25 protein-coding genes and 1 tRNA gene are annotated in these 23,438 nt (G+C 68.9%); 10 read left to right on the top strand and 16 right to left on the bottom strand.

The window, feature by feature from the left end; all coding sequences use genetic code 11:
• From ACSQ14_RS05090 to ACSQ14_RS05075, 4 genes are all read left to right on the top strand, one after another.
• On the top strand, window positions 1-888 hold the full coding sequence (locus ACSQ14_RS05090) for an SDR family NAD(P)-dependent oxidoreductase (protein ID WP_436010377.1): 888 nt from the start codon (window positions 1-3) through the stop codon (window positions 886-888).
• Window positions 878-1,432 carry a nuclear transport factor 2 family protein gene (locus ACSQ14_RS05085; RefSeq protein WP_436010375.1) on the top strand — a complete coding sequence of 185 codons (555 nt, stop codon included), beginning with the start codon at window positions 878-880 and terminating at the stop codon, window positions 1,430-1,432. The genes ACSQ14_RS05090 and ACSQ14_RS05085 overlap by 11 nt, the downstream gene beginning before the upstream one ends.
• 31 nt (window positions 1,433-1,463) lie before the next feature.
• Window positions 1,464-2,318: an SDR family NAD(P)-dependent oxidoreductase gene (locus ACSQ14_RS05080; protein ID WP_436010373.1), complete on the top strand. Its 855-nt coding sequence runs from the start codon at window positions 1,464-1,466 to the stop codon at window positions 2,316-2,318.
• Between the two features lie 156 nt (window positions 2,319-2,474).
• Window positions 2,475-3,395 (top strand): SDR family NAD(P)-dependent oxidoreductase, encoded by a 921-nt coding sequence (locus tag ACSQ14_RS05075; protein WP_436010371.1) that lies wholly within the window; start codon window positions 2,475-2,477, stop codon window positions 3,393-3,395.
• A 66-nt stretch (window positions 3,396-3,461) separates the two neighbouring features.
• Here ACSQ14_RS05075 and cyoD read toward each other — a convergent pair whose 3' ends face one another.
• The 5 genes from cyoD to ACSQ14_RS05050 form a co-directional block, all read right to left on the bottom strand.
• Window positions 3,462-3,875, bottom strand: coding sequence for a cytochrome o ubiquinol oxidase subunit IV (gene cyoD / locus ACSQ14_RS05070; protein ID WP_436010369.1), 414 nt, complete (start codon window positions 3,873-3,875; stop codon window positions 3,462-3,464).
• Window positions 3,872-4,561, bottom strand: coding sequence for a cytochrome c oxidase subunit 3 (locus ACSQ14_RS05065; protein WP_436010367.1), 690 nt, complete (start codon window positions 4,559-4,561; stop codon window positions 3,872-3,874). Before ACSQ14_RS05065 ends, cyoD begins: the two co-directional genes overlap by 4 nt.
• Window positions 4,558-6,573, bottom strand: a complete 2,016-nt coding sequence (locus ACSQ14_RS05060; RefSeq protein WP_436010365.1) for a cbb3-type cytochrome c oxidase subunit I — start codon at window positions 6,571-6,573, stop codon at window positions 4,558-4,560. Before ACSQ14_RS05060 ends, ACSQ14_RS05065 begins: the two co-directional genes overlap by 4 nt.
• Window positions 6,574-6,576: 3 nt before the next feature.
• Complete coding sequence (gene cyoA / locus ACSQ14_RS05055) at window positions 6,577-7,500, bottom strand: ubiquinol oxidase subunit II (protein WP_436010363.1); 924 nt, start codon at window positions 7,498-7,500, stop codon at window positions 6,577-6,579.
• A 609-nt stretch (window positions 7,501-8,109) separates the two neighbouring features.
• Window positions 8,110-8,185: transfer RNA gene (locus ACSQ14_RS05050), tRNA-Ile, on the bottom strand.
• A gap of 111 nt (window positions 8,186-8,296) precedes the next feature.
• On the opposite strand from ACSQ14_RS05050, the gene ACSQ14_RS05045 reads away from it, so the two are divergent.
• A complete protein-coding gene (locus ACSQ14_RS05045) occupies window positions 8,297-9,034 on the top strand; it encodes an SIMPL domain-containing protein (RefSeq protein ID WP_436010361.1) in 738 nt (245 codons plus the stop codon).
• 138 nt (window positions 9,035-9,172) lie between these two features.
• Here ACSQ14_RS05045 and ACSQ14_RS05040 read toward each other — a convergent pair whose 3' ends face one another.
• Window positions 9,173-9,628 (bottom strand): hypothetical protein, encoded by a 456-nt coding sequence (locus ACSQ14_RS05040; RefSeq protein WP_436010359.1) that lies wholly within the window; start codon window positions 9,626-9,628, stop codon window positions 9,173-9,175.
• On the bottom strand, window positions 9,628-9,984 hold the full coding sequence (panD, locus tag ACSQ14_RS05035) for an aspartate 1-decarboxylase (RefSeq protein ID WP_436010357.1): 357 nt from the start codon (window positions 9,982-9,984) through the stop codon (window positions 9,628-9,630). The genes ACSQ14_RS05040 and panD overlap by 1 nt, the downstream gene beginning before the upstream one ends.
• A 229-nt stretch (window positions 9,985-10,213) precedes the next feature.
• On the opposite strand from panD, the gene ACSQ14_RS05030 reads away from it, so the two are divergent.
• Complete coding sequence (locus ACSQ14_RS05030) at window positions 10,214-10,765, top strand: YbhB/YbcL family Raf kinase inhibitor-like protein (RefSeq protein ID WP_436010355.1); 552 nt, start codon at window positions 10,214-10,216, stop codon at window positions 10,763-10,765.
• A gap of 28 nt (window positions 10,766-10,793) precedes the next feature.
• Here the strand turns inward: ACSQ14_RS05030 and ACSQ14_RS05025 are convergent, their stop codons facing one another.
• Complete coding sequence (locus ACSQ14_RS05025; RefSeq protein ID WP_436010353.1) at window positions 10,794-11,141, bottom strand: hypothetical protein; 348 nt, start codon at window positions 11,139-11,141, stop codon at window positions 10,794-10,796.
• 126 nt (window positions 11,142-11,267) lie between these two features.
• Between ACSQ14_RS05025 and ACSQ14_RS05020 the strand changes: the two genes are divergently transcribed.
• From ACSQ14_RS05020 to ACSQ14_RS05010, 3 genes are all read left to right on the top strand, one after another.
• A complete protein-coding gene (locus ACSQ14_RS05020; RefSeq protein ID WP_436010351.1) occupies window positions 11,268-11,489 on the top strand; it encodes a flagellar hook protein FlgE in 222 nt (73 codons plus the stop codon).
• A 192-nt stretch (window positions 11,490-11,681) separates the two neighbouring features.
• Window positions 11,682-12,302: a TIGR02466 family protein gene (locus tag ACSQ14_RS05015; protein WP_436010349.1), complete on the top strand. Its 621-nt coding sequence runs from the start codon at window positions 11,682-11,684 to the stop codon at window positions 12,300-12,302.
• Window positions 12,303-12,344: 42 nt separating this feature from the next.
• The gene (locus ACSQ14_RS05010; protein WP_436010347.1) at window positions 12,345-13,157 is read left to right on the top strand and encodes an RMD1 family protein; all 813 of its coding nucleotides are present in this window, start codon (window positions 12,345-12,347) and stop codon (window positions 13,155-13,157) included.
• Here the strand turns inward: ACSQ14_RS05010 and ACSQ14_RS05005 are convergent.
• From ACSQ14_RS05005 to ACSQ14_RS04970, 8 genes are all read right to left on the bottom strand, one after another.
• Window positions 13,151-13,447, bottom strand: coding sequence for a hypothetical protein (locus ACSQ14_RS05005; RefSeq protein WP_436010345.1), 297 nt, complete (start codon window positions 13,445-13,447; stop codon window positions 13,151-13,153). The genes ACSQ14_RS05010 and ACSQ14_RS05005 overlap by 7 nt on opposite strands.
• 62 nt (window positions 13,448-13,509) lie before the next feature.
• Window positions 13,510-14,934 (bottom strand): M48 family metalloprotease, encoded by a 1,425-nt coding sequence (locus ACSQ14_RS05000; RefSeq protein ID WP_436010343.1) that lies wholly within the window; start codon window positions 14,932-14,934, stop codon window positions 13,510-13,512.
• 169 nt (window positions 14,935-15,103) lie between these two features.
• On the bottom strand, window positions 15,104-15,790 hold the full coding sequence (locus ACSQ14_RS04995; protein ID WP_436010341.1) for a retropepsin-like aspartic protease family protein: 687 nt from the start codon (window positions 15,788-15,790) through the stop codon (window positions 15,104-15,106).
• Window positions 15,791-16,184: 394 nt separating this feature from the next.
• On the bottom strand, window positions 16,185-18,110 hold the full coding sequence (rpoD, locus tag ACSQ14_RS04990) for an RNA polymerase sigma factor RpoD (RefSeq protein WP_436010339.1): 1,926 nt from the start codon (window positions 18,108-18,110) through the stop codon (window positions 16,185-16,187).
• A gap of 88 nt (window positions 18,111-18,198) precedes the next feature.
• On the bottom strand, window positions 18,199-20,103 hold the full coding sequence (gene dnaG / locus ACSQ14_RS04985; protein WP_436010337.1) for a DNA primase: 1,905 nt from the start codon (window positions 20,101-20,103) through the stop codon (window positions 18,199-18,201).
• Between the two features lie 120 nt (window positions 20,104-20,223).
• Complete coding sequence (gene sigJ / locus ACSQ14_RS04980) at window positions 20,224-21,096, bottom strand: RNA polymerase sigma factor SigJ (RefSeq protein WP_436010335.1); 873 nt, start codon at window positions 21,094-21,096, stop codon at window positions 20,224-20,226.
• Between the two features lie 10 nt (window positions 21,097-21,106).
• Window positions 21,107-21,658: a hypothetical protein gene (locus ACSQ14_RS04975; protein WP_436010333.1), complete on the bottom strand. Its 552-nt coding sequence runs from the start codon at window positions 21,656-21,658 to the stop codon at window positions 21,107-21,109.
• Window positions 21,652-22,056: a hypothetical protein gene (locus ACSQ14_RS04970; protein WP_436010331.1), complete on the bottom strand. Its 405-nt coding sequence runs from the start codon at window positions 22,054-22,056 to the stop codon at window positions 21,652-21,654. Before ACSQ14_RS04970 ends, ACSQ14_RS04975 begins: the two co-directional genes overlap by 7 nt.
• Window positions 22,057-22,243: 187 nt before the next feature.
• On the opposite strand from ACSQ14_RS04970, the gene carA reads away from it, so the two are divergent.
• The gene (gene carA / locus ACSQ14_RS04965; RefSeq protein WP_436010329.1) at window positions 22,244-23,419 is read left to right on the top strand and encodes a glutamine-hydrolyzing carbamoyl-phosphate synthase small subunit; all 1,176 of its coding nucleotides are present in this window, start codon (window positions 22,244-22,246) and stop codon (window positions 23,417-23,419) included.
• Window positions 23,420-23,438 lie beyond the last annotated feature (19 nt).

The following is a 23,438-nucleotide window of genomic DNA, read 5'->3' as shown; positions in this document are numbered from 1 at the left end:
ATGGCGGGGAAGCTCGAAGGCAAGGTCGCCGTCGTCACCGGCGCGAGCCGCGGCATCGGCAAGGGCATCGCCCTGGCGCTCGGCGCGCAAGGCGCCACGGTCTACGTCACCGGCCGTACGGTCACCCCGGGCAGCTATCCGCTGCCCGGCACCGTCGGCGAGACGGCGGCCGAGATCGATAAGCGCGGCGGCAAGGGCGTCGCCGTGGCCGTCGATCACGCCGACGACGCGCAGGTGGCGGCGCTGTTCGACCAGGTGAAGCGCGAGCGCGGTCGGCTCGACATCCTGGTCAACAACGCCTTCGCGCTTCCCGAAGACCTGACCGAGCCGGGCTCCTTCTGGGAGAAGCCGCTGTCGAACTGGCAGATGGTCGACGTCGGCGTCCGCTCGAACTTCACCGCCGCCTGGCACGCGGCGCAGATCATGGTGCCGCAGAAGTCCGGCCTGATCGTCGCCATCTCCGGCTATGTCGGGGTGACCTACACCTACGGGGTGGTGTTCGGGACCTGCAAGTCGGCGGTCGACCGGATGGCGCGCGACATGGCCATCGAGCTGGAGCCGCACAACATCGCCTCGCTGTCGCTGTGGCAGGGGCTAACCTTCACCGAACGGGCCCACCGCAACCTGGCGCGGAACCCGGAGATGAAGGCCAAGACCGTCACCAACCCGCTGGTCGGCTGCTCGCCCGAGCATCCCGGCCTGGTGATCGCCGCCCTAGCGACCGACCCGGAGGTGATGAAGCGCTCCGGCGGCACCTTCATCACCGCCGAGGTGGCGCAGGACTACGGCATCGTCGACATCGACGGGAAGGTCATCCCGTCGCTGCGCGAACAGCGCGGCGCGCCGATCTGGAAGCCGATCTCGCAGGAGCCGGGCCGTGGACGCTGAGCGCGCCGCCCGCCTCGACGCGCTGCTCGACCGGCAGGACATCGTCGACTGCCTGACGCGGTTTTCCCGCGGCATGGACCGGTTCGACCGCGAGGTCTTCCTGTCGGCCTTCCACGACGACGCGACCATGGCCGCCGGGCCGTTCGTCGGCAGCCCGGCCGACTGCTACGCCTGGGCCTCGGCGATGCACGAGCTGGGCCAGGTCGCGACCCACCACAACCTGCTGAACGTCACCGTCGAGATCGACGGGGACACCGCCCACACCGAGACCTACTACCTGTTCGTCGGCCGCAACCGCGACGAGTCGAACTGGATCGCCGGCGGCCGCTACATCGACCGGCTGGAGAAGCGCGACGGGGCCTGGAAGATCGCGCTCAGGACCAACGCCATCGAGTGGTCGGGCATGGTCCCGACCATGCCGATCCCGTTCGCCGACGTGCCCGACATCTTCGGCAACGGCGCGCCGGCGCGCAGCACGGACGACCCGTCCTACCAGCGGCCGCTGGTCAACCGCCGCGCGCCGCACGACCCGAGCAAGGCCTAAGACCAACCCTTAAGAACAGACGGAGGAGCGCATGGGCGCGCTGACGGGCAAGGTGGCCGTGGTGACGGGCGCCAGCCGCGGCATCGGCCGCGGCATCGCGCTGGCGCTGGCTGACGAAGGCGCTGTCGTCTACGTCACCGGCCGCACGGTGACGCCGGGCGCCTCTCCCCTGCCCGGCACCGTCGGCGAGACCGCCGCCGAGGTCGACAAGCGCGGCGGCAAGGGCGTCGCCGTGCAGGTCGACCACGCCGACGACGCCCAGGTCGCCGCCCTGTTCGAACAGGTGAAGCGCGAGCAGGGCCGGCTCGACCTGCTGGTCAACAACGCCATCGCCATTCCCGCCTCGATGACCGACCGCGTCCCGTTCTGGGAGAAGCCGATCGCCAACTGGGAGATGGTCGACGTCGGCCTGCGCTCGAACTTCACCGCCGCCTGGCACGCCGCGCAGATCATGGTCCCGCAGGGCTCGGGGCTGATGGTCGCCCTCTCCGGCTATGTCGGGGTGACCTACACCTACGACGTGATCTTCGGGACGGTGAAGAGCGCCACCGACCGGATGGCGCGCGACATGGCCATCGAGCTGAAAGCCCACAACATCGCCTCGCTGTCGCTGTGGCAGGGCTTCACCTACACCGAGCGGGCGCAGGAGAACCTGAAGACGGTTCCCGGCATGGCCTCGCAGCTGAACAGCGCGGTGGGCTCGTCGGTCGAGTTCCCCGGCCGGGTGATCGCCGCCCTGGCGCAGGACCCGCAGATCATGCGCCGCAGCGGCGGCACCTTCATCAACGCCGAGCTGGCCCAGGAGTACGGCGTCACCGACGTCGACGGCCGGACCATCCCCTCGCTGCGCGCCGAACGCGGCGCGCCGATCTGGGACCCGGTCTGAGGGTGCTCCGACCTTCCCCACCGCTCACCCCGGCGAAGGCCGGGGCCCAGGTGAAACCCACGACGCGCTCAGGCTGGATCTGGATACCGGCCTTCGCCGGTACGAGCGGAAATGGGGTCCGCCCCCGAAACAACCACAACTGATGAGGAACGCGCCGTGACGGAACGCAGATTCGACGGCCGGGTGGCGGTGATCACCGGGGCCGGCCGCGGCCTGGGGCGTGAGTACGCCCTGTTGCTGGCCGCCAAGGGCGCCAAGGTGGTGGTCAACGATCCCGGTGGCGCGATGAGCGGCGACGGCGGCGACGCGGGCCCCGCCGAGACCGTGGTGGCGGAGATCAAGGCCGCCGGCGGCGAGGCCGTCGCCTGCCTGGAGTCGGTGGCGACGCCCGAGGGCGGCCGGGCGATCGTCCAGGCGGCGATGGACCACTACGGCCGGCTCGACGTGCTGATCCACAATGCCGGCAACGTCCGCTACGGCGCGCTCGACGCGATCCCCGACGAGGACTTCAAGGCGGTCGTCGACGTCCACCTGATGGGCGCCTTCCACGTGGTGCGGCCGGCCTTCCCGATCATGACCCAGGCCGGCTACGGCCGGGTGGTGCTGACCGGCTCGATCGGCGGCCTTTACGGCACCAGCAACGTCGTCAACTACGGTGTGTCGAAGGCCGGGATGATCGGCCTGAACAACGTCATCGCCATCGAGGGCGCGCCGAAGGGGGTGAAGAGCAACATCATCCTACCGGGCGCGGTGACCCGCATGGCCGAGGGCCTGGACATCACCCAGTACCCGCCGATGGGCCCGGACCTGGTCGCCCCGGTGGTCGGCTGGCTGGCCCACGAAAGCTGCTCGATCAGCGGCGAGATGCTGGTCTCGATGGCCGGCCGCGTCGCCCGCGCGCTGATCGCCGAGACCCCCGGCGTGTTCCGCCCGTCCTGGTCGATCGACGACGTCGCCAACGAGATCGACGCCATCCGCGACCCCAAGGACCTGTGGCTGCTACCGCCGATCGACGCCTATTTCGAGCACATGACGCGCAGCTTCGAGATGGCGCGGAAGGGCGGCGCCGGGCGATAAGCCTGGCCGGCGCCGGACGCCGGCGGCAGCGCTGGTTGCGGACCGTCTCGGCCGGCGGGCGCGCGACTACCGCTGCATCTGTATCAGCTGCTCCATCGGCATCATGTTGTGGTTCAGGTGGTTCATGATCCAGATGGATCCGGCGACGATCAGGAACACCACGAGGATTCCGAAGGCGAGCGCCAGCACATTGTTGGTGTTGTCTGGGCCCGTGGTGACGTGAAGGAAGAAGACCAGGTGCACGCCCATCTGGGCGATGGCCAGCACGATCAAGGCCACGGGTATGGCCGGCTCATAGATCAGGTGCGAGCCCGCCAAGAGGAAGGCGGCCACCGTGAGCACGACGGAGAAACCCAGGCCCAGGTTTGAATTGCGAACCCAGTGGCCTGCGCTCTCCTCCGGCTCGTCGCCGGGCGCGTGGTCCTCCCGATGATTGAGCTCGCCGCTGTAGAGGTGCGGGTCATACTCGAGGCCGCTCATGTCAGGCTCCCCATCAGATAGACGATGGTGAAGACGCCGATCCAGACGATGTCCAGCGCATGCCAGAACAGGTTGAAGCAGATCAGCCTGTGTACGATCTCCCGGCGGAAGCCCTTCACCTGGACCTGGGCCATCATCGTCGCGAGCCAGAGCCCGGCCACGGTGACGTGCAGGCCGTGCAGACCGACCAGCCCGAAGAAGGCGCTGAGGAAAGCGCTGCGCTGCGGCGTGGCCCCTCGTTCGGCGAGAGAGATGAACTCCTGGAGCTCCATGGCCACGAAGGCCAGACCGAGCAGGCCCGTGAGGAGCAGGAAGACCTGCGTCCACAGCCGGCTCTTCGCGTTGGTGGCCGCAAAGGAAAGGCCGCAGGTGTAGCTCGACAGCAGAAGCGCGCCGGTCTGCAGCGCCACCCGCGGCATCTCGACGATCTGCGCCGCCGTCGGCCCGCCGGCGGTCGCCTCTTGCAGCACCGCGTAGGCCGCAAAGAAGCAGGCGAACATCACGATGTCGCTGAGCAGGAAGATCCAGAAGCCGTAGCCCACAATGATCCGCTTGCTCGCGGGACCGGTCACGCCATGACCCGCGCCCAGGACCGGACCTTCGGGGCCATGGCCGCGATGGCCCAGCCGATGCGGGTCTTCGCGAACGCGACGGAGCGTTTCGAGGGAGGCGGGGAACTCGCTCACGGCGCCGACGCCTCCTGCTGAGCAAGCCGTACCAGGAAGGCTTCGCGCGCCTCCCGCCGGGCCCGGTCGACGCGCGCCACTTCCTCCACGGGAACATGGAATTCGTGGACGTCACGCCAGGCGAACACGACAAACCCGGCAAAGGCGGCCGCCAGGCCGAGGCCCGCCAGCCACCAGATCTGCCAGATGAGCGCAAAGCCGGTCACACTGGCGAAGAAGGCGGTGTAGAAGCCGACGGGGCTGTTCACCGGCATCTCGATCGGCTCGTATTTCGGCTCCGGCGACAGCTGCTGGGTCTCCATGGCGCGCAGCTTGATCCCCCAGTAGGCCTCCTCGCCCTCGACGTTCGGCATGACGGCGTAGTTGAAGGAGGGCGCCGGCGACGGCGTCGCCCACTCCAGCGAACGCCCGTCCCAGGGGTCACCGGTCACATCGCGCAGTTCGTCGCGCTTGATGATGCTCACGACGAGCATCATGACCTGGCAGATGACGCTCACCACCAGCACCCCGGTGCCGACCAGCGAGAGCTCCAGCATCGGCCGCCACTCCTCGATGTTCACATGCTGGAGCCTGCGGGTCATGCCCTGCATCCCGAGTAGGTAGAGCGGCGTGAAGGTGATCCAGAAGCCGAAGAAGGCGAACCAGAACGCCGCCTTGCCCCAGCCTTCGTGCAGGCGGAAGCCGAAGGCCTTCGGGAACCAGTAATCGAGGCCGGCGAACAGCGCGAACACCACGCCGCCTACGATCACGTTATGGAAGTGCGCGACGAGGAACATGGAGTTGTGGACGATGAAGTCGGCTGGCGGCACGGCGAGCAGCACGCCGGTCATGCCGCCGATGACGAAGGTGAAGATGAAACCCAGCGACCACAGCATGGGCACCGTGAAGCGCACCCGGCCGCCGTACATCGTGAAGATCCAGTTGTAGATCTTCACCCCGGTGCCCACGGCGATGATGCTGGTGGAGATGCCGAAGGCGGTGTTCACGGCCGGCCCCGAGCCCATCGTGAAGAAGTGGTGCAGCCACGTCATCATCGACACGATGCAGATGAAGAGCGTGGCCGCGACCATCGAGCGGTAGCCGAACAGCGGCTTGCCCGAAAAGGTCGAGAAGACCTCGGAGAAAATGCCGAAGGCGGGCAGGACGAGGATATAGACCTCGGGGTGGCCCCAGGCCCAGATCAGGTTCATGAACATCATCGGGTTTCCGCCCGCGGTGTTCGTGAAGAAGTGAAACCCGAAATATCGATCCAGGCTGAGCATGGCCAGCGTCGCCGTCAATATCGGGAAGACCGCGACAATGATGAGACTGGACGACATAACCGTCCAACAGAACATCGGCATGCGCAGATAGCTCATGCCGGGACATCTCATCTTCAACACCGTCGTGACGAAATTTATCCCGGTCATCAGCGTGCCAATTCCGGATATCTGCACGGCCCATAAGTAGTAATCGACGCCGACGCCCGGCGAGTAGGCGGCCTCGCTGAGTGGCGGGTACGGCAGCCAGCCGGTGCGGGCGAACTCTCCGACAAACAATGAGATGTTGACCAGCAGCGCCCCGGAGGCGGTCAGCCAGAAGCTGACCGAGTTGAGCGTCGGAAAGGCCACGTCGCGCACGCCCAACTGGAGCGGCGTCACGAAGTTCATGAAGCCGATCACCAGCGGCATGGCCGCAAAGAAGATCATGATCGTCCCGTGGGCCGAGAAGATCTGATTGAAGTGCTCGACCGGCAGGTAGCCTTCGGCGTTGATGGCGACCGCCTGCTGGCTGCGCATCATGATGGCGTCGGCGAAGCCACGGACCAACATCACGGAGCCCAAGAGGCAGTACATGATGCCGATGCGCTTGTGGTCGACCGAGGTGATCCATTCGCGCCAGAGGTAGGGCCACCAGCCCTTGACCGTCACCAGTCCGAGCACGCCCAGGATGACGAGGATCAGCACCAGAGAGGTGAGCAGCGGAATGGGCTCGTCGAAGGGAATGGCCGACCAGCTGAGCTTGCCGAACATGGGTCAGCGCCTCCCGCCTGAAACCTCGCGCGCCGCATGCGGCGAAGGTTCCGGCTCAGGTCCGGGGCCCGGCGCGATCTTCTGAGCCGCGATCGCGTGGAACAGTTGCGGATCGACGGCGCGATAGGTGAAGGGCGTCACCTTATGGCTCTGCCGAGACAGGCCGGCATAGGCCGCCGAGTCCAGCAGGGGACCAGCGCTTTGCACCGTCTGCGCCCAGGCCGCGAACTCGGCGGGCGCGACGCTTCTGACCTGGAACTGCATGTCCGAGAAGCCGTCGCCGCTGAAATGGGCCGACTGGCCAAACAGCACCGCGGGCCGGTCCGCCTGCAGGTTGAGCTGCGACACCATGCCGGGCATGGCGTAGATCATCGAGCCCAGCCGCGGGACAAAGAAGACGTTGAAGACGCTCGACGAGGTGATCGAGAAGTGCACCGGCACGCCCGCCGGCACGACGAGCTGATTAACGGTGGCGATGCCGTGCTGCGGGTAGATGAACAGCCACTTCCAGTCGAGCGCAACGACCTGCACCTCTAGTGGAGGCGTCTTCGACGGCAGGGGTTTGAATGGATCGAGCCTGTAGGACCCGATCCAGATCACCCCGCCAATGAACATGATGGTCAGGATCGGGATCGACCAGACGATCGCCTCGATCCGCCCGGAATAGGACCAGTACGGCAGGTATTCCGCCTTGGTGTTGGACGCGCGATAGCGCCAGGCCACCCAGAAGGCGAGCAGGATCGTCGGGATGACGATCACCAGCATGATCAGCAGGGCGTCGATGAAGATCTGGCTGTCGTCGGCCCCCACCGGCCCCACGGGATCCAGGATGCTGCCCGCGCAGCCCGAGAGCGCAAGGACAGACAGGCCAGTCCCGATCCCGCGCGCCCCCATCAGGGCCGCCCCTTGCGTCAGCATCTGAGGCATGCGCGCGAGCCCCCGAGGATTGGGCGCTCAACACCTCGGCCGCAAAGAAAGTTCCTCGCGCAGTCTTGCCGACCCGGCTGACGAGCGCGGCGAGACCCGCGCCCATATCCGCTGAACACTCAGCTTGATATGCGCGCGGGCCGCCCTCGCGGTCGCCAGGAGCGACCGCCTCCGCCGGAGGCGGAGCTGCTCAGTGGAATACGCTTAGAGAAATGCTGCAGCGCAACCGGAACGCCGGTCAACTGAGCCGTACTGTCTGAAGTCGCCCTGTCTCGGCGTCGTCACTTCAAGAGTACGTAGCCTGAACTTGCGAGCAGGCCGATCAGGGCGCTCAAGCCGAACAACCATCCGGCTTGGTCAATCAGATTGTAGGCTATGCGGTTCATCATGGACTCCTTTGACATTTGCTCGTCACGGGCGCCGCGTGTTCACGGTCGCCAAGCAAAGCTTCAGCCATTGGGCTGAAGTCAGGAATCCTCCCGCCGCCAATCTATGCTGCAGCGCAGCGGGCGCAATGACGCGCATGCGAAAACCAGCAGCTGTGGCAATCCTGCATCTCGGCGTGGCGCTCCGGCGGCGGTCTTCGCTCGGCGGCCGAGGGAGCTTCGCTGGTGGGCCCGGCAGGACTCGAACCTGCAACCAGACCGTTATGAGCGGCCGGCTCTAACCATTGAGCTACAGGCCCCAGCAGCGAAGAAGCTCGCCGGGTTACCATCTCCTGCAGGCGCCTTAAAGCTCCCGTTCAGCTTGGGTTTGCGAGCTTCCGCGAAACGAGCACGGCTCGAGGGAGACAACTATGAAGATGTGGATGCGCGCGGCCGCGATGGGCCTGGTTCTGGGCGCGGCCGCCGCGCCGATGGCCCTGGCCCAGACGGCGCCGGCCGGCGCGGGCGACGCGGTGTTCCGGGCGACGACGCTCAACGTCGCGGCCTATGGCGAGACCAAGATCGCGCCGGACATGGCGACCATCAATCTCGGCGTGATGACCGAGGCGGCGACCGCGCAGGAGGCGATGGCGGCCAACGCCGCGCGGATGAACCAGGTGATGGCGGCGCTGAAGAAGGGCGGGATCGCCGCGAAGGACATCCAGACCTCGCAGCTGAGCCTCGAGCCGCAATACCACTACGAGCAGAACCAGCCGCCGCGGCTGACCGGCTACCGCGCCACCAACCAGGTCACGGTGACGGTGCGCGATCTGACCAAGCTGGGCCAGGCGGTGGACGCCGTGGTCTCGGCCGGGGCCAACCAGGTGGGCGGCATCAACTTCGGCCTGGTCGACCCGACCGCGGCCGAGAACGCCGCGCGCGAGCAGGCGGTGAAGGCGCTGGCGGCCAAGGCCGACCTCTACGCCCGGGCCACCGGCCACCGGGTCCTGCGGCTGGTCACCCTGAGCGAAGGCGGCTCGTTCAGCCCGCCGCCGCCCGTGCCGATGATGGCGATGTCGGCGCGCTACAAGGAGGCCGACACCGCGGTGTCGCCGGGCGAGGTGAAGGTGCGGGTAGACGTCAGCGGGGTTTACGAGCTGACGCGCTGAAACGTGCGAGGCGGGCGCGGGCGCTAGACCCTGTCCCGCCTGACTTGAGACAAGTCAGGCGGGATAAACAGGGTCGTCGCCTTTGAGTGAGAGCCCTTCTCATCCACTCGCGTTGATTCAACGCGAGTGGGAAGGGCTCTAGAAGCCCGCGTCCTGCAGCGCGCCCTCGACCTTTTCGGCCATGATCCGGCCCGGCAGGGCGCGCTGGCCCTCCATCACCGCGGCGTAGACCAGCTTGTGGCCGGCGATCGGGCCAGCGGCCCAGCCGACGCCGCGCGAGCCGTCGGGGGCGCTGTCGCAACTCAGGGTGCGCGGCTGGCCGTCCTTGGCGGTGGCCTTCAGCAGGTCGCCGACGGTGCGGACGGTCGGCGCGTCGCAAGCCGGCAAGGTCCGCGCGCAGGTGGTGTGGGTGTTGTAGCGCCAGACCACCTCGCCTGAGCCCTGGCGGCCGATCAGCATGCAGGTCTGGGGATCGCCGATCGCGCCGGAGACGTAGCTGTCGAGCTTTTCGGCGTCGACGCCCTTGGGCAGATGCGAGCCGCAGCCGGCCAGCGCTAGCACCACCAGCGCCAGCGCGGCGGGCGCACGGCGCATCAGGCGGCCTTCTTGATCTCGTTGTCGTCGTCTAGCAGGACGACGGTCGGGGCGTAGTTGCGGGCCTCTTCGGCCGGCAGCATGCCGTAGGTGACGACGATCACCTTGTCGCCCTTTTGCACCAGCCGCGCCGCGGCGCCGTTGACGCCGATGACGCGCGAACCGCGCGGGGCTTCGATGGCGTAGGTCGTGAACCGCGCGCCCGTGGTGATGTTCAGAACGTCGACCTGCTCGTGCGGCAGGATGCCGGAGGCGTCGAGCAGCGCGCGGTCAATAGCGATGGAACCTTCGTACTCAAGATCCGCTTGAGTGACCGTCGCACGATGCAACTTGGCCTTCATCAGCGTCACGAACATACGTCAAACGTCCTTTCCTCGCGCGCGGGCGCAGGGCGAGCCGCTAGGCCCCCATACTGGAGCCGGACGGGCATATAGGCATGAAAAGGCGAAGGATCAATGCCGCGGTGCGGCATGATTTGACGCAGGAAACGTGTGCGGGTGCGAACAAATTGTCGCGCAACCAACGCGCCCCCGCCCGGTTTGATCCGTCGTTCCGACGCCCGTACGGCTACGAGGGAGACGCCTGATGAGCCCGCAACATCCCGAACACTCCGGCGAAGCTATCACCATCATGAAGGTGCACCCGGTTCTCGACACCGGGATCGTGGTGACCTGTCGCGCCCAGGAGGTCAGCGGCAAGCTGCCGGACCAGTACTCGGCCTATTACGACAACCTCTCCCCGCCGCTGGCGTGGACCAATGTGCCGGACGTCAAGACCTGGGCGGTGATCGTCGAGGACCCCGACGCGCCGCGCGAGAAGCCGTTCGTCCACTGGATGCTCTGGGACGTGCACGGCGAGGTGACCGCCCTGCCCGAAGGCCTGCCCAACGCCGAGTTCCTGGCCACCCCGCAGGGCGGCATCCAGGGGCGCAACGACATGGGCGGCTACGGCTGGTTCGGCCCGCGGCCGCCGGCCGGGCACGGCCTGCACCGCTACTACTTCCAGGTGTTCGCGCTCGACGACTTCCTGGCGATGGGGCCGGACACGCCGCTGCATGACCTGCTGAACGCGCTGAAGGGACACACCATCGCTCAGGGCGAGATGATGGCCACCTACGAGGCGCCCAGCGCCCACTAGCCCACTAGCCCACTAGCCGGCTAGGCCGTCAGCGCTGGGTCGGCGGCACGCAGAGCGGACGGCCTTCGAAGGTCGCGCCGACCAGGGTGTCCTGGCTGCGCAGCAACTGGTTGCGCGCCTTGGCCACCGCGAGGCTCTCGCCCGGCGGGGCGACGCCTGGCGGGCAGATCGAGGCCGCGACCTGCCGCCCGCCGCCCGAACACAGGCAGATGTCCTCGCGGGTCTCCAGCCGACTGGCCTGGCCGTGGCAGTCGGCTGGACGCAAGGCGCCGTTCACGTCGACGCAGACCTTGGTCTGCGCAGCGCTCTCCGGCTGGGCGTAGGCGGCGCCGGCGCAGAGCGCCAGGACCGCGCCGGCGAGAAGAGATCGCAGCATGTTCCTCACTCCTGGCCCCTCGTCGGGTAGGTTAACCCCGCCCGGCGTTCGGTTCACCACGCTTGCTCGCCTGGGCTTAACCGCGTCCGCCGCATGCTGGATCCGACTTCTGGACGCGAGGGCCGCATGGATCCGCTCAGCACCGCCCACTACGGCATGATGTCGGCCCAAGGCCGCGTGGCGAAATCGGCCGAGCGGGTCGCCGGCTGGCCGGCCGACGCCGACGTCGACCTCGCCGCCGAGACCGTGGCGCTGATCCAGGCCAGGACCGAGTTCGCCGCCAACGCCCGGGTCGCCGCCTTCGCCGACGAGACCTGGCGAGCGCTGCTGGACGTGCAGGCGAAGTAGGAACGCCCCCTCCGTCTCGGCGCGTTCCGCGCCGATCCACCTCCCCCGCTTCGCAGGGGAGGAGCGGGTCTTGAAGGAGGAGCGGACCGCTGCTCCCCCGTCTGCGGGGGAGCTGTCAGCGAAGCTGACTGAGGGGGCGTTTTGACGCGGCGCTTTGACTTCGCCCTCCGCCCCCGTTAGCGGCTTGCGGCCATGGCCCTGCACACCCTGTTCCCCACTCCGATCTACGAGGCGAGCCTGGCGGGCGACCGCGGCTTTGCGGCCTTCCTCGCCGAGCTGGAGGACGGCTGCCGGATGCTGGCGGCCGAGGACCGCGCCGGACGCGCCTGGTGCAAGGCCAACAACTACGGCGGCTACACCTCCTACGCCTCGCTGAACGACCTACCGCAGCGGGTCAGCGTCTTCGAGCAGTTGCGCAAGAAGCTCGACCGCCACGCCGCGGCCTTCGCCGAGGAGCTGCAGTACGAACTGGGCGGCGGCCGGCTGCGGCTCGACAGCCTGTGGGTCAACATCCTCAAGCCCGGCGCGACCCACACCAGCCACATCCACCCGCACAGCGTGCTGTCGGGCACGGTCTATGTGACCATCCCGCCGGGCGCGAGCGCGCTGAAGTTCGAAGATCCGCGGCTGCCGATGATGATGGCCGCCCCGCCGCGGCGCGCCGACGCCGACGAGAGCCGCAAGGCCTTCGTCTACCTCAAGCCCGAGCCCGGCACGGTGCTGCTGTGGGAGAGTTGGCTGCGCCACGAGGTGCCGGTCAACACCGCCAAGGCCGAGCGCATCTCGGTCAGCTTCAACTACGGCTGGCGGTAGGGGACTGCCGCAGCGCCGGCCCTCGGCGTATGCTCCACCGTAATGGCTGAAGACGCCGACCCCGGTTTCGCGCCGCTGACCGCCCGCGCCGTGCTGCTGGGCGAGCGGATCGACACGGCCGGGCTGGAGCGGCGCGACGTCCTGTCGACGACGCCGCTGGCCTTCAAGGTCGGTGGCGCCGGCGGCCTGGCGATCGTGTTCCGATACGGCGTCGTGGTGCTGATCGGGCTCGACACCCTGGCCGAGGACGAGGTGATCCGCGGCGTCGGCCCGCGGGTGATCGATCCGTTTGCGCTGCATGAAGAAGAAGCGGTGCAGCTGGCGCCGCTCGACGGCCGCGACGAGCGCGCCGAGCTCGATGGCACGGTGCACATCGCCGACCTGTCGCTGGAGCGGCTGCTCTGCGTCGCCGACGCCCTGGCCAAGAGCGCGGCCCTGGCGCACGACGAGCGGCAGGTCGCCGAGGTGCTCGACCGCATCGAGCCCTGGGCCCGCACGCTGGCCGAGCGCGGCCGGCAACCGGCCAGCCGGCGCACCACCCTGCAGATGCTCGGCGAAGGGCTGCTGGTCCAGCACCGGGTGGCCGGCCGGGTGGCGGTCAGCGAGAAGCCGGACCTCTTGTGGGACCGGCCCGACCTTGAGCGGCTCTACGCGCGGCTGGAGGACGAGTATGAGTTGCACGAGCGCGCCGAGATCCTCGACCGCAAGCTCAACCTGATCGGCCAGACCGCCCGGCTGATCACCGACCTGATGGACACCGAGCGCGCTCTGCGGCTGGAGGTGATCATCGTGGCGCTGATCGCGTTCGAGATCCTGTTCAGCCTAGGCCAGCTGGCCTGGCGGATCGCTCACTGAGGCACGTCGCCCGGCGTCGGCGCGGTGCGGACGCCGCGAATGAGGTCCTGGTCGCGCTGGCGGCGGTCGTCCAGGTCGCCGCGGCTGGCGCAGACCCGCTTGCTGAAGCGGGTGCCGAGCGGAGTCTGGTCCCAGCAGACCACGTCGTCGCGCGAGGTCTTCTTGCCGGCCGCGCTCGGAGGCTCCTCGGCGGCCTCCGCCTTGGCGGGCGTCGCCGGCGGTCCGGCCTCGGTCGATGGGGTTTCCGGCGAAGCGGTGGCGAGCATCACCGCGGCGATAAGGCTGAGCATCGAAGCGTCCTGCGTCCGAGACCACGCCGCAGCCTGCGTCAGAGAACCAAGTTCGTCCAGACCTAGGAGCCGGCGACGACGATCTTCACCTTGTCGCCCGGCCGCAGCGGATCGCCCGGCTGCAGGCCGTTGATCGCCTGGAACCGCTCGGCGGCATGGTCCTCGACCGCCATGCGCGCGACCAGCGCGGCCTGGGTGTCGCCGGGCCGCACCGTCACCACGCGGATCCGCTTCGGCCGCGCCTCGGCGCGCTCGGCCGCCGACAACCGGCGGAAGGAGTCGATCAGCGGGTCGAAGGCCGGCGCCTGGCCGGCCGGGGCCAGGGTCACGAAGTGGAAGTTCTCGCGGCCGACCGCAAAGACCGCCACGCCGACGTCGACGTGGCCGCTGTTGCTGCGCGCCTGGGCCGGCAGCAGCACCGCGTCGATGCCGTTGATGCGCGTGCGCTGCGCCTGGCCGGCCTGCGCCGGGGCCTGGCCGACCACCTTGCGCAGCACCGCGTAGGCCTCGTCGGTCGGGTCGGCGCTGTCGCTGACCGGGCCGGCGAACTGGGCCGCCAGCCGGTTCGGCCCGCGGATGCTCACCGCGCTCGGGCTGTTGGCCAGCACGAAGCCCTCCGGCGCGGTGAAGGCGATGTTCAGCCCCGGGTGCAGGAACTTGCGGCCGCGCACGAAGCCCTGGGCCGGGTCGTCGCCGTAGATCAGCCCGTCGACCTGGGCGAGGTAGGGGTCGGGCGCGCCCAGCGCCGGCGGCGGTCCGCTGCGCCGCGCCGCGGCCAGCGCCCGGGCGATCCGGTCGCCGGTCAGCGGGTGGGTGCGCGACCATACCGGCGTGGCCTCGGCGCTGGCGTTGCTCGCCTGGGCCTCGACCTGGTCGCTGGCCTGCAACGCGGCCAGCATGTCGACCAGGCCGTAGGGACTGTAGCCGGCGCTGGCGAGATAGCCGGCCGACAGGGTGTCGGACTCGTACTCCTGGTCGCGCGAATAGCTGAGCACGGTCAACTGGCCGACCTGGTTGGCGATCTGGCCGATCGCGCCTGAGCCGGTCACCGCGCCGAGGATCGCCGCACCGATGCCGGTGATCGCCGTGCGGGTCTGGCGGCGGCCGGCGTGGTTGGCCGCGACGTGGCCGACCTCGTGGCCGAGCACCGCGGCGAGTTCGCCCTCGCTGCGGATCAGCGCCAGCAGGCCGCGGGTGATGTAGATGTCGCAGCCGGGCGGCGCGGCGAAGGCGTTCACCACGTCGGTGTCGATCACGCTGAAGGTGCAGCGCCCGCCCTGCCCCGCAGCCCCGGCCATCCGTTCGCCGACCTTGCTGACATAGGCCGCCATCGGGCCGTCGTAGCGGCCGCCGTAGGCCTGCAGGATCTCGGCCCGGCGCTGGGCGGCGCCCTGGTCGGGCTTGCCCTGGGCCGCGGCCCCGCCGGCGGTCGCCAGGGTGACGGCCGCCAGGGCGGCGGCGAGGAGACGGGAGGGTCGGCGGGTCATCACTTCACAAGCTTACGCGTAAGGGCTGAGGAGGTTTCGCCACCCCACGCCGTCATGGCCCGGCTCGTCCGGGCCATCCAGCCCGAGGCGCCTGCCACGGCTGTTGCGAAACGGCCTTGGGATGGGTCGCCCGGACGAGCCGGGCGATGACGAAGGAAAAGGGCGCGCCTCATCCGCCCTCGCGCCAGCGCAGCACCAGGTTGGGACCTTCGAAGTGGAAGGAGTCGAGCCGGCTCAGGAAGCTCATGCCGAGCAGCGAGATGCTCAGCGGGGCCTGGTTCACCGCCAGCTTGAAGTCGATCAGGGCGATCGGCCCGACCTCGAAGCGCTCGGCGACGGCCGGGGCGGCATAGCCCACGCCGTTGGCGGTCTCCGTCGCCCGGACATAGGCGAGTTCGTCCAGCGGCAGGCCGATCCGCCGGGCGTCGTCGGGGCTGAGCACGGTGTCCGAGGCGCCGGTGTCGACCAGGAACCGGACCCGCTGGCCGTTCACCTTGGCCACGACGATGTAGTGCCCGGACTCGTCGCGCGGGATGATCAGTTCGCCGGGCTCGGTCGTCACCGGATCACCGGCGCTGAAGGCCAGCTTCAGCCGGCGCGGCGCCTCGCTCAGCTCCGCGCGATAGGCGAAGCCCAGCGCCAGCAGGCCGACGATCGCCGCCCAGATCGCCGCATAGCGCAGGTGTTCGGGGCGCAGGATCCGGCCGGAGCGGAACAGGCCGGCGGTGACCAGCAGCACCAGCCCTATGGAATAGCCGACCCGGGCCCAGTCGTCCGGCGTGCGCACCGCCTCCGGAAACGCCCGCGCCAGCCCCAGCACCAGGCCGACCAGGCCGAGGATGAGAATCAGCCACAAGCCGAGCCGCGGCGGCGGACCGCGCCGCGGGCGCTGAGCATTCCAAGGACCACCGCCATGCGTCATCCGGCGGGAGGATAGGCGGCGGCGGTGTGCGGGCCAAGGCACCGCGCAACGCCCCCTCCGTCTCGCGCCTGACGGCGCGATCCACCTCCCCCGCTGCGCGGTGGAGGATCTGGGCCGAAGATGCTCCACCTTTTACTTGTCATCCCGGAATGCGCGGAGCGCATGTCCGGGATCCATGAACGCTGCGGCGGACGGCGGAGCGCCGCGATCGCCACGATTTCCTTCCGCCGTGTTCTTGGGTCCCCGTCTTTCGCTTCACGAAAACCGGGATGACAGGGTGGAACCCCAACGAAAAAGCCCCGCCGGTGGGCGGGGCTTCTCCTTAGTCTCAGCTGTCGAGGAAGCTGCGGAGCTTCCGGCTGCGGCTCGGGTGCTTGAGCTTGCGCAGCGCCTTGGCTTCGATCTGGCGGATCCGTTCGCGGGTGACCGAGAACTGCTGGCCGACCTCTTCCAGGGTGTGGTCGGTGTTCATGCCGATGCCGAAGCGCATCCGCAGAACCCGCTCTTCCCGCGGGGTCAGCGAGGCCAGCACGCGGGTGGTGGTCTCGCGCAGGTTCGACTGGATCGCCGCGTCGATCGGCAGCACCGCATTCTTGTCCTCGATGAAGTCGCCGAGGTGGCTGTCCTCTTCGTCGCCGATCGGCGTCTCGAGGCTGATCGGCTCCTTGGCGATCTTCAGCACCTTGCGCACCTTCTCGAGCGGCATGGCGAGCTTTTCGGCCAGTTCTTCCGGCGTCGGCTCGCGGCCGATCTCGTGCAGCATCTGGCGCGAGGTGCGGACGATCTTGTTGATCGTCTCGATCATGTGCACCGGGATGCGGATGGTGCGGGCCTGGTCGGCGATCGAGCGGGTGATCGCCTGCCGGATCCACCAGGTCGCGTAGGTCGAGAACTTGTAGCCACGGCGGTACTCGAACTTATCGACCGCCTTCATCAGGCCGATGTTGCCCTCCTGGATCAGGTCCAGGAACTGCAGGCCGCGGTTGGTGTACTTCTTGGCGATCGAGATCACGAGGCGCAGGTTGGCCTCGACCATTTCCTTCTTCGCCTGCCGGGCCTCGCGCTCGCCCTTCTGGACGGTCTGGACGATGCGGCGGTAGTCGTCGATCGGCACGCCGGTTTCTTGCGCCAGCGCGGCGATCTCAAAGCGAATGTCGCCGATCTGGCCGGCGTCGTTCTCGACGAACTTGGTCCAGCGGATGCCGAGCGGCTTGACCTGATCGCCCCAGTTCGGACGCATCTCCGAACCGAAGTAGGCCTTCAGGAACTCGGTGCGGCTGATGCCGTAGCTGTCGGCCAGGCGCAGCAGCCGGCCTTCCAGGCCCATCAGGCGCTTGTTGATGGCATAGAGCTGCTCGACCAGCGCCTCGATGCGGTTGTTGTTCAGCTTCAGCGTCTTGAGGTGCTGAACGATGGTCTGGGTCGCGGTCTCGTAGGCCTTGCGGTCGGCCGCGGAGAGGTCCTCGCCCTTCAGCTTGGCGCCGACCAGCTTTTCCTGCAGCTGGCGGAAGCTCTCGAACTCGCCGGCGATGGAGTCGAGGGTGGCCATGACGCCTTCGCGCAGCTCGGCTTCCATCGCGCTGATGGTCGGGCCGGCGCCGTCGTCGAAGTCGTCCTCGTTCTCGCCTTCGCCCTCGGCGGCGGGCTCAGCCTCGGCTTCGGCTTCCACCGGCGGGGCCTCGGCCGGAATTTCCGCGCCCTGGTTCTGGCCGCCATAGGTCTGCTCGAGGTCGATCACCTCGCGCAGCAGGATGCGGCCGGAGCCGAGCTCCTCGCGCCAGACCATGATCGCTTCGAAGGTCAGCGCGCTCTCGCACAGCCCGCGAATCATCGTGTCGCGGCCGGCTTCGATGCGCTTGGCGATGGCGATTTCGCCCTCGCGTGACAGCAGCTCCACCGAGCCCATCTCGCGCAGGTACATGCGGACCGGGTCGTCGGTGCGGTCGTAGGCCGGCTCCTTGGTGGTCTCGACCACCGCCGTCTCTTCGCGAACCGCGACCTCGCTCCCTTCGGCGTCCTCTTCCGCCTCGACGACGTTGACGCCCATCTCGGACAGCATCGCGAGCGTGTCTTCGATGGCCTCGGAGGTGACTTCCTCGGAGGGGAGCACCTTGTTAAGTTCGTCCATCGTGACGTAGCCGCGGGCTTTCGCCTGCTTGATGAACTTCTTGACCGCGGCGTCCGTCAGGTCGAGCAGCGGACCATCGCTACCCGTGGTTTCCGGCGTTTCCGCTTCGGCCGTGTTTGTGCTCATCGAATTCTCCGAAATCGGCTCACGCACCCTATGCAAGGCGCGGGCCGAAAAATGGTGCGTCGCAAGCGACTCGCGAGGTCCCGCGACCTTACGACCCGTCTTCCGTCCAAATCGTTCCCGTTCTGATCGCGCGTTTCAGTGAGTCACGTTCCGTCTTGAGACGCTCGAACGTCGCCATCTGCTCCCGCCCGCTCAGGTTGCCCTTTGCGGCGAAGAGGGCGTCATCCAGCGCCGCCGCTCTCGAGAGAGCAGCATAGCCACGCGACCACTGGGATCTCCGCGCATCGAGGGAGACATCATCTTTGAGCATGGGCGCGCCCGAGTTCGCAGCGGCCCGTTCGATGTCTGTCAACAGCGCGCTAAATCCGCACGAGGCCAGATGGCGTCGTAGGGACGCTGTGTCAAGATGGTCAGCTTCCAGTCGAAGCCGAATGATTTCCTTCACCATTTCGCCCAGTGAAGGTTCGCCGAAGCCCTTGGCGGTGAAACTGTCCTCCAAATGGTCGTCCAGCACGGTGGGTTCGGCGACCGCCACCAGGGCCAGCGCCGCCGGCGCCGCGCCCAGGGTCTTCGCGAGGCGTTTTGCCGCAGCCACCCCCTCCGGCGTCGAGCCGAGCGGCGCTTGCGGCGCGCCGCGCCACTTGCCGCCGCCGCCTGAGCGCGCGCCCTCGCGGCCGCGAAAGGCCTCGCCGCCGCCGCGCTGCGGCCGGGCGGCGGCGAACTGGGCGTCCAGGCGCTGCAGCAGGTCGTCGCGATAGGCCTGTTGCAGATCCTTGTCGGCGATCAGCCCGGCGGCGGTGCGCAGGCGCGCCTTCAGCCCGGCCCGCCGCTCGGGCGTGTCGAGCGGCTCCAGGTCCCGCTCGCGGATGAACAGCGCCTCGGCGAAGGGGGTCGTCTGGCCGAGCTGGGACTTCAGCGCCGCGGGCCCCTGCTCGCGCAGCACCTCGTCGGGATCCTTGCCGCCCTCGACGATGGCGAACTTGAAGCTCTTGCCGGGCTTCAGCAGCGGCAGCGCCCGGTCCATCGTCCGGGCCGCGGCCTGGCGGCCGGCGCGGTCGCCGTCGAAGCACAGCGTCGGCTCCGGATGGTGCCGCCAGAGCATCTCCATCTGCTCCTCGGTCAGCGCCGTGCCCATCGGGGCGACCGCCGGCACGCCCGCCCGGTGGCAGGCGATCACGTCCATGTAGCCCTCGACCACCGCCACCGGCGGGTTCTCGCCGGTCGGCGCGGCGGCCAGCATCTTGCGGGTCTCGGCCAGGCCGTAGAGCTGGTGGCCCTTGTGGAAGATCGCCGTCTCCGGGCCGTTCAGATATTTCGCCCGGGCCTGCGGATCCATCGCCCGGCCGCCGAACGAGATCACCCGGCCGCGGCTGTCGGTGATCGGAAAGATGATGCGGTCGCGGAACCGGTCGTAGGGCTGGCCGCCGTCCTCCGGGGCGATCAGCAGTCCAGCGTCGACCAGCGCCGGCGGCCGCGCGCCCTTGGCCACCAGATAGTCCTTAAGCGCCGTGCGCCCGGGCGGCGAGAACCCCAGGTGGAAGCGCGCCCACTCGCTTTCCGGCAGGCCGCGGCGCTCGAGGTAGGCGCGGGCCTCGCGGCCGGCGGGACGGCGCAGCTCGCCCTCGAACCACTGGGCGGCCAGCTCCAGCCAGTCCGTGAGGCCCTGACGCTTCTTCTCCTGCTCGGCGGCGCGCGGGTCGGCGGCCGGCAGCTGCAACCCGGCCTCGCCGGCCAGCCGCTCGACGGCCTCCGAGAAGGACAGCCGCTCGGTTTCCTGCAGGAAGGTGATCAGGTCGCCGGACTTGCCGGAGGAGAAGTCGAAGAACTGCCCCTTGTCGTCGTTGACGTAGAAGGACGGCGTCTTTTCCTTGGTGAAAGGCGACAGGCCGACGTACTCGCGCCCCTGCTTGCGCAGCTTCACCGTCTTGCCGATCACGTCGGAGGGACGCAGGCGCGACTTGATCTCGTCGAGGAACCGTTCGTCAAAACGCACGGTCGATACGCCGCCTCCACCCCGCTCAAGGCCATTCTGCCCGAGCGCCCGATTCGCTCTTAGCGGCCTGTGAGGTCCGCGCCAATCACGCGCAGGGCCGCATGGCCGCAGGTTCGGAGCCTAGCCGGCGGCGACGTGACCTAGCTTCTCGGGGTTGCGGACGATGTAGATCGCCGAGATCCGGCCTTCGTCGTCCAGCTCCAGCGCAATCGTCTGCGGGCCGTCGTCGAGCTCGAGCACCACGCCGGGCAGGCCGTTGATCCGCGCCAGCCGGCAGCCCTTGGTCCGCGCCATGGCAGGTCCGTTCCGCCAGGCGACGCTCTGGAAGAAATGGATGATGTCGTCACTGCCGGCCAGCACGCGCAGCGCCGCGACCCGCTTGCCGCCGCCGTCCGAGACCAACACCGCGTCCTGCGCCAGCATCGCCGACAGCGCGCTGGCGTCGCCGCTCGACGAGGCGGTCAGGAAGGCGATCGCCAGCCGTTCGGCCTGGGCGCGGTCGACCGCAAACCGCGGCCGCCCCTCGCGCACATGGGCCTTGGCCCGGGCGGCGAGCTGGCGCACCGCCGGCTCGCTGCGCCCCAGCGCCTGGGCGATCGCCGCATAGTCCTCGTCGAAGGCCTCGCGCAGCAGGAACACCGCGCGCTCGAGCGGCGAGAGCCGCTCCAGCGCCAGCAGGAAGGCGACCGAGACGTCCTCCGCCCGCTCGACCGGGTCCTCGACCATCGGCTCGATCAGCGGCTCGGGCAGCCAGGGTCCCTTGTAGGCGGCGCGCTCGGCCTTCGCCGCCCGCAGCCGGTCGAGGCAGAGCCGGGTCGTCACCCGCACCAGCCAGGCGGCCGGATCGACGACCTCGGCGCCCGCGCGGGTCCAGCGCAGCCAGGCGTCCTGCACCACGTCTTCCGCCTCGCTGATCGAGCCGAGCATGCGGTAGGCGAGCCGCTGCAGCCGCCCGCGCTCTCGTTCGAACTCCGCTGTGCGCGTCGTGTCCATCGCCCCGACCCTACGCCGCGAGCAGTGGATAGGCGACCGGGGCGGCGACCCCGTCCACCACCACCTTGGAGCAGGTCTGGCCGTAGCCCAGCGCATACTTCAGCGTCGGATACATCCGCGCGGTGGTGATCTGCAGCGCGATGGCGGCCAGCCCCGCCTCGCCCCAGCGCGCGACGATCTGGTCGCGCAGCGGGTCGGCGGCGGCCATGTCGCGCGCCAGGCTGGCCCGGGCGAAGCGCCAGGCCAGCGCCGCGGCCTCGCCCATCCCGGCCTCGTCGCCGGCCAGGATCGCGCGCAGCACCGGCGGCGAGACGCCGGCCGCGGCGGCCATGTCGGCGGAGATCTGCACGCAGGGCCCGCAGTCCTCGGCCAGGGTGCCGACGATCCCGGCCGCGCCCAGCGCCTCGGCCGGCGCGGCCTTGCGGTCGACCACGCCGGCGATCCGCATGAAGTTCAGGTAGCTGCGCGGCGAGGCGCGAACGAGCGCGCGCATGTAGCTGGCGTCGTAGCCCCAGCTTCGCTCGAAACGGTCGATCGTGCGCAGGAGGATAGCTTTCAGCACGGATGGGCTCCTTGGGTTTGACGAGGCGTCAGGGCGGCGGACGCCAGCCCCAGGGTGATCAGCGCGACCAGATGGACGCCGACGAAGTCGCGGACTGTGTCCTGCAGCGGCTGGGCGCCGCAGACGGCGTCGAAGACGTGGATCGCGGCGTGCAGCGTCAGGAAGGCCGCGGCGGCGAACAGCGCCGGACGGGCTTCGCGCGGACGCCAGGCGAAGGCGGCCAGGCCGCCGGCGGCGACCAGGTAGGCCGCGCCGACGTCGCGGACGAAGTGGGCGTTGAACGGCCCCGTGGCGGTCACGCCCGGAACCGAATCGTACCAGGCGAGCGGCGCCAGGAGTAGGAAGAGCGCGTTCGCCCCTAGAAACAGCCCCAGGGCCGCGGCGATTATCCGAACCATCCGGTTCCTCCGATCCATCGAAGCCCAGGACGGATCGGCCCGCAGATTTGTGACATGACGCCGCCCGGCGCCGGCATGCATTGACCCGGCCGACGCCGTTCATTACCTACGCGGCCGTTTGTGCGGCGGGCGGGGGTTCACCTCGACCCGCCTTTTTGCAACCGTCCATCGAAACAGGAGCCCACCTATGAGCCGAGATCTGTTGCCCGGCGTCACCGGCGTGCTCGCCTTGGCCGATGGGACGATCCTCCAGGGGATCGGCGTCGGCGCCGTCGGCGAGGCGGTAGGCGAGGTCTGCTTCAACACCGCGATGACCGGCTACCAGGAGATCCTGACGGACCCCTCCTACATGGCCCAGATCGTGGCCTTCACCTTCCCGCACGTCGGCAACGTCGGGACCAACCTGGAAGACCTCGAGCAGATGTCGGGCGCGGCCGAGACCGCCGCCCGCGGCGCGATCTTCCGTGACGTCCCGACCCAACCGGCCAACTATCGCGCCGATTCCGACCTCGCGACCTGGATGACCCGCCGCGGCGTGGTCGGCCTGGCCGGCGTCGACACCCGGGCGCTGACCCGGCGGATCCGCGAGAAGGGCATGCCGCACGGCGTGATCGCCCATTCGCCGGACGGGACCTTCGACCTGGAAGCCCTGGTCGAGAAGGCGCGGGTCTGGAACGGGCTGGTCGGCCTCGACCTCGCCAAGGACGCCTCCTGCCTGCAGCCGTTCGTCTATGACGAGGGCCTGTGGGAATGGAACGAAGGCTACGCCAAGCCCGCCGAGCAGCCGAAGTACGAGGTCGTGGTTCTCGACTTCGGCGTGAAGCGCAACATCCTGCGGGCGCTGACCTCGGTCGGAGCGCGGGTCACGGTGGTGCCCGGCAAGAGCTCGGCCGAAGAAGTGCTGGCGCGCAAGCCCGACGGGGTGCTGCTGTCCAACGGCCCGGGCGACCCGGCCGCGACCGGCGAGTACGCGGTGCCCGAGATCAAGAAGCTGGTGGAAAGCGGCGTGCCGGTGTTCGGCATCTGCCTCGGCCACCAGATGCTGTCGCTGGCGCTGGGCGCCAAGACCGCCAAGATGGAGCAGGGCCACCACGGGGCGAACCACCCGGTGAAGGACCTGACCACCGGCAAGGTCGAGATCGTCTCGATGAACCACGGCTTCACCGTCGACCGCGACAGTCTGCCTGAGCCGGTGGTCGAGACCCACGTCTCGCTGTTCGACGGCACCAACGCCGGCATCGCCCTGAAGGACCGCCCGGTGTTCTCGGTCCAGCACCACCCGGAAGCCTCGCCGGGCCCGACGGACAGCCTCTACCTGTTCGAACGCTTCGCGGGCTTCATGGACGGCTCGAAGAAGAGCTGAACCACGAAAGACACGAAAG

This window comes from Phenylobacterium sp. LjRoot219 (assembly GCF_964252995.1).
Classification (GTDB): Bacteria; Pseudomonadota; Alphaproteobacteria; order Caulobacterales; family Caulobacteraceae; genus Phenylobacterium.
This window is presented reverse-complemented; position numbering and strand designations above follow the sequence as displayed.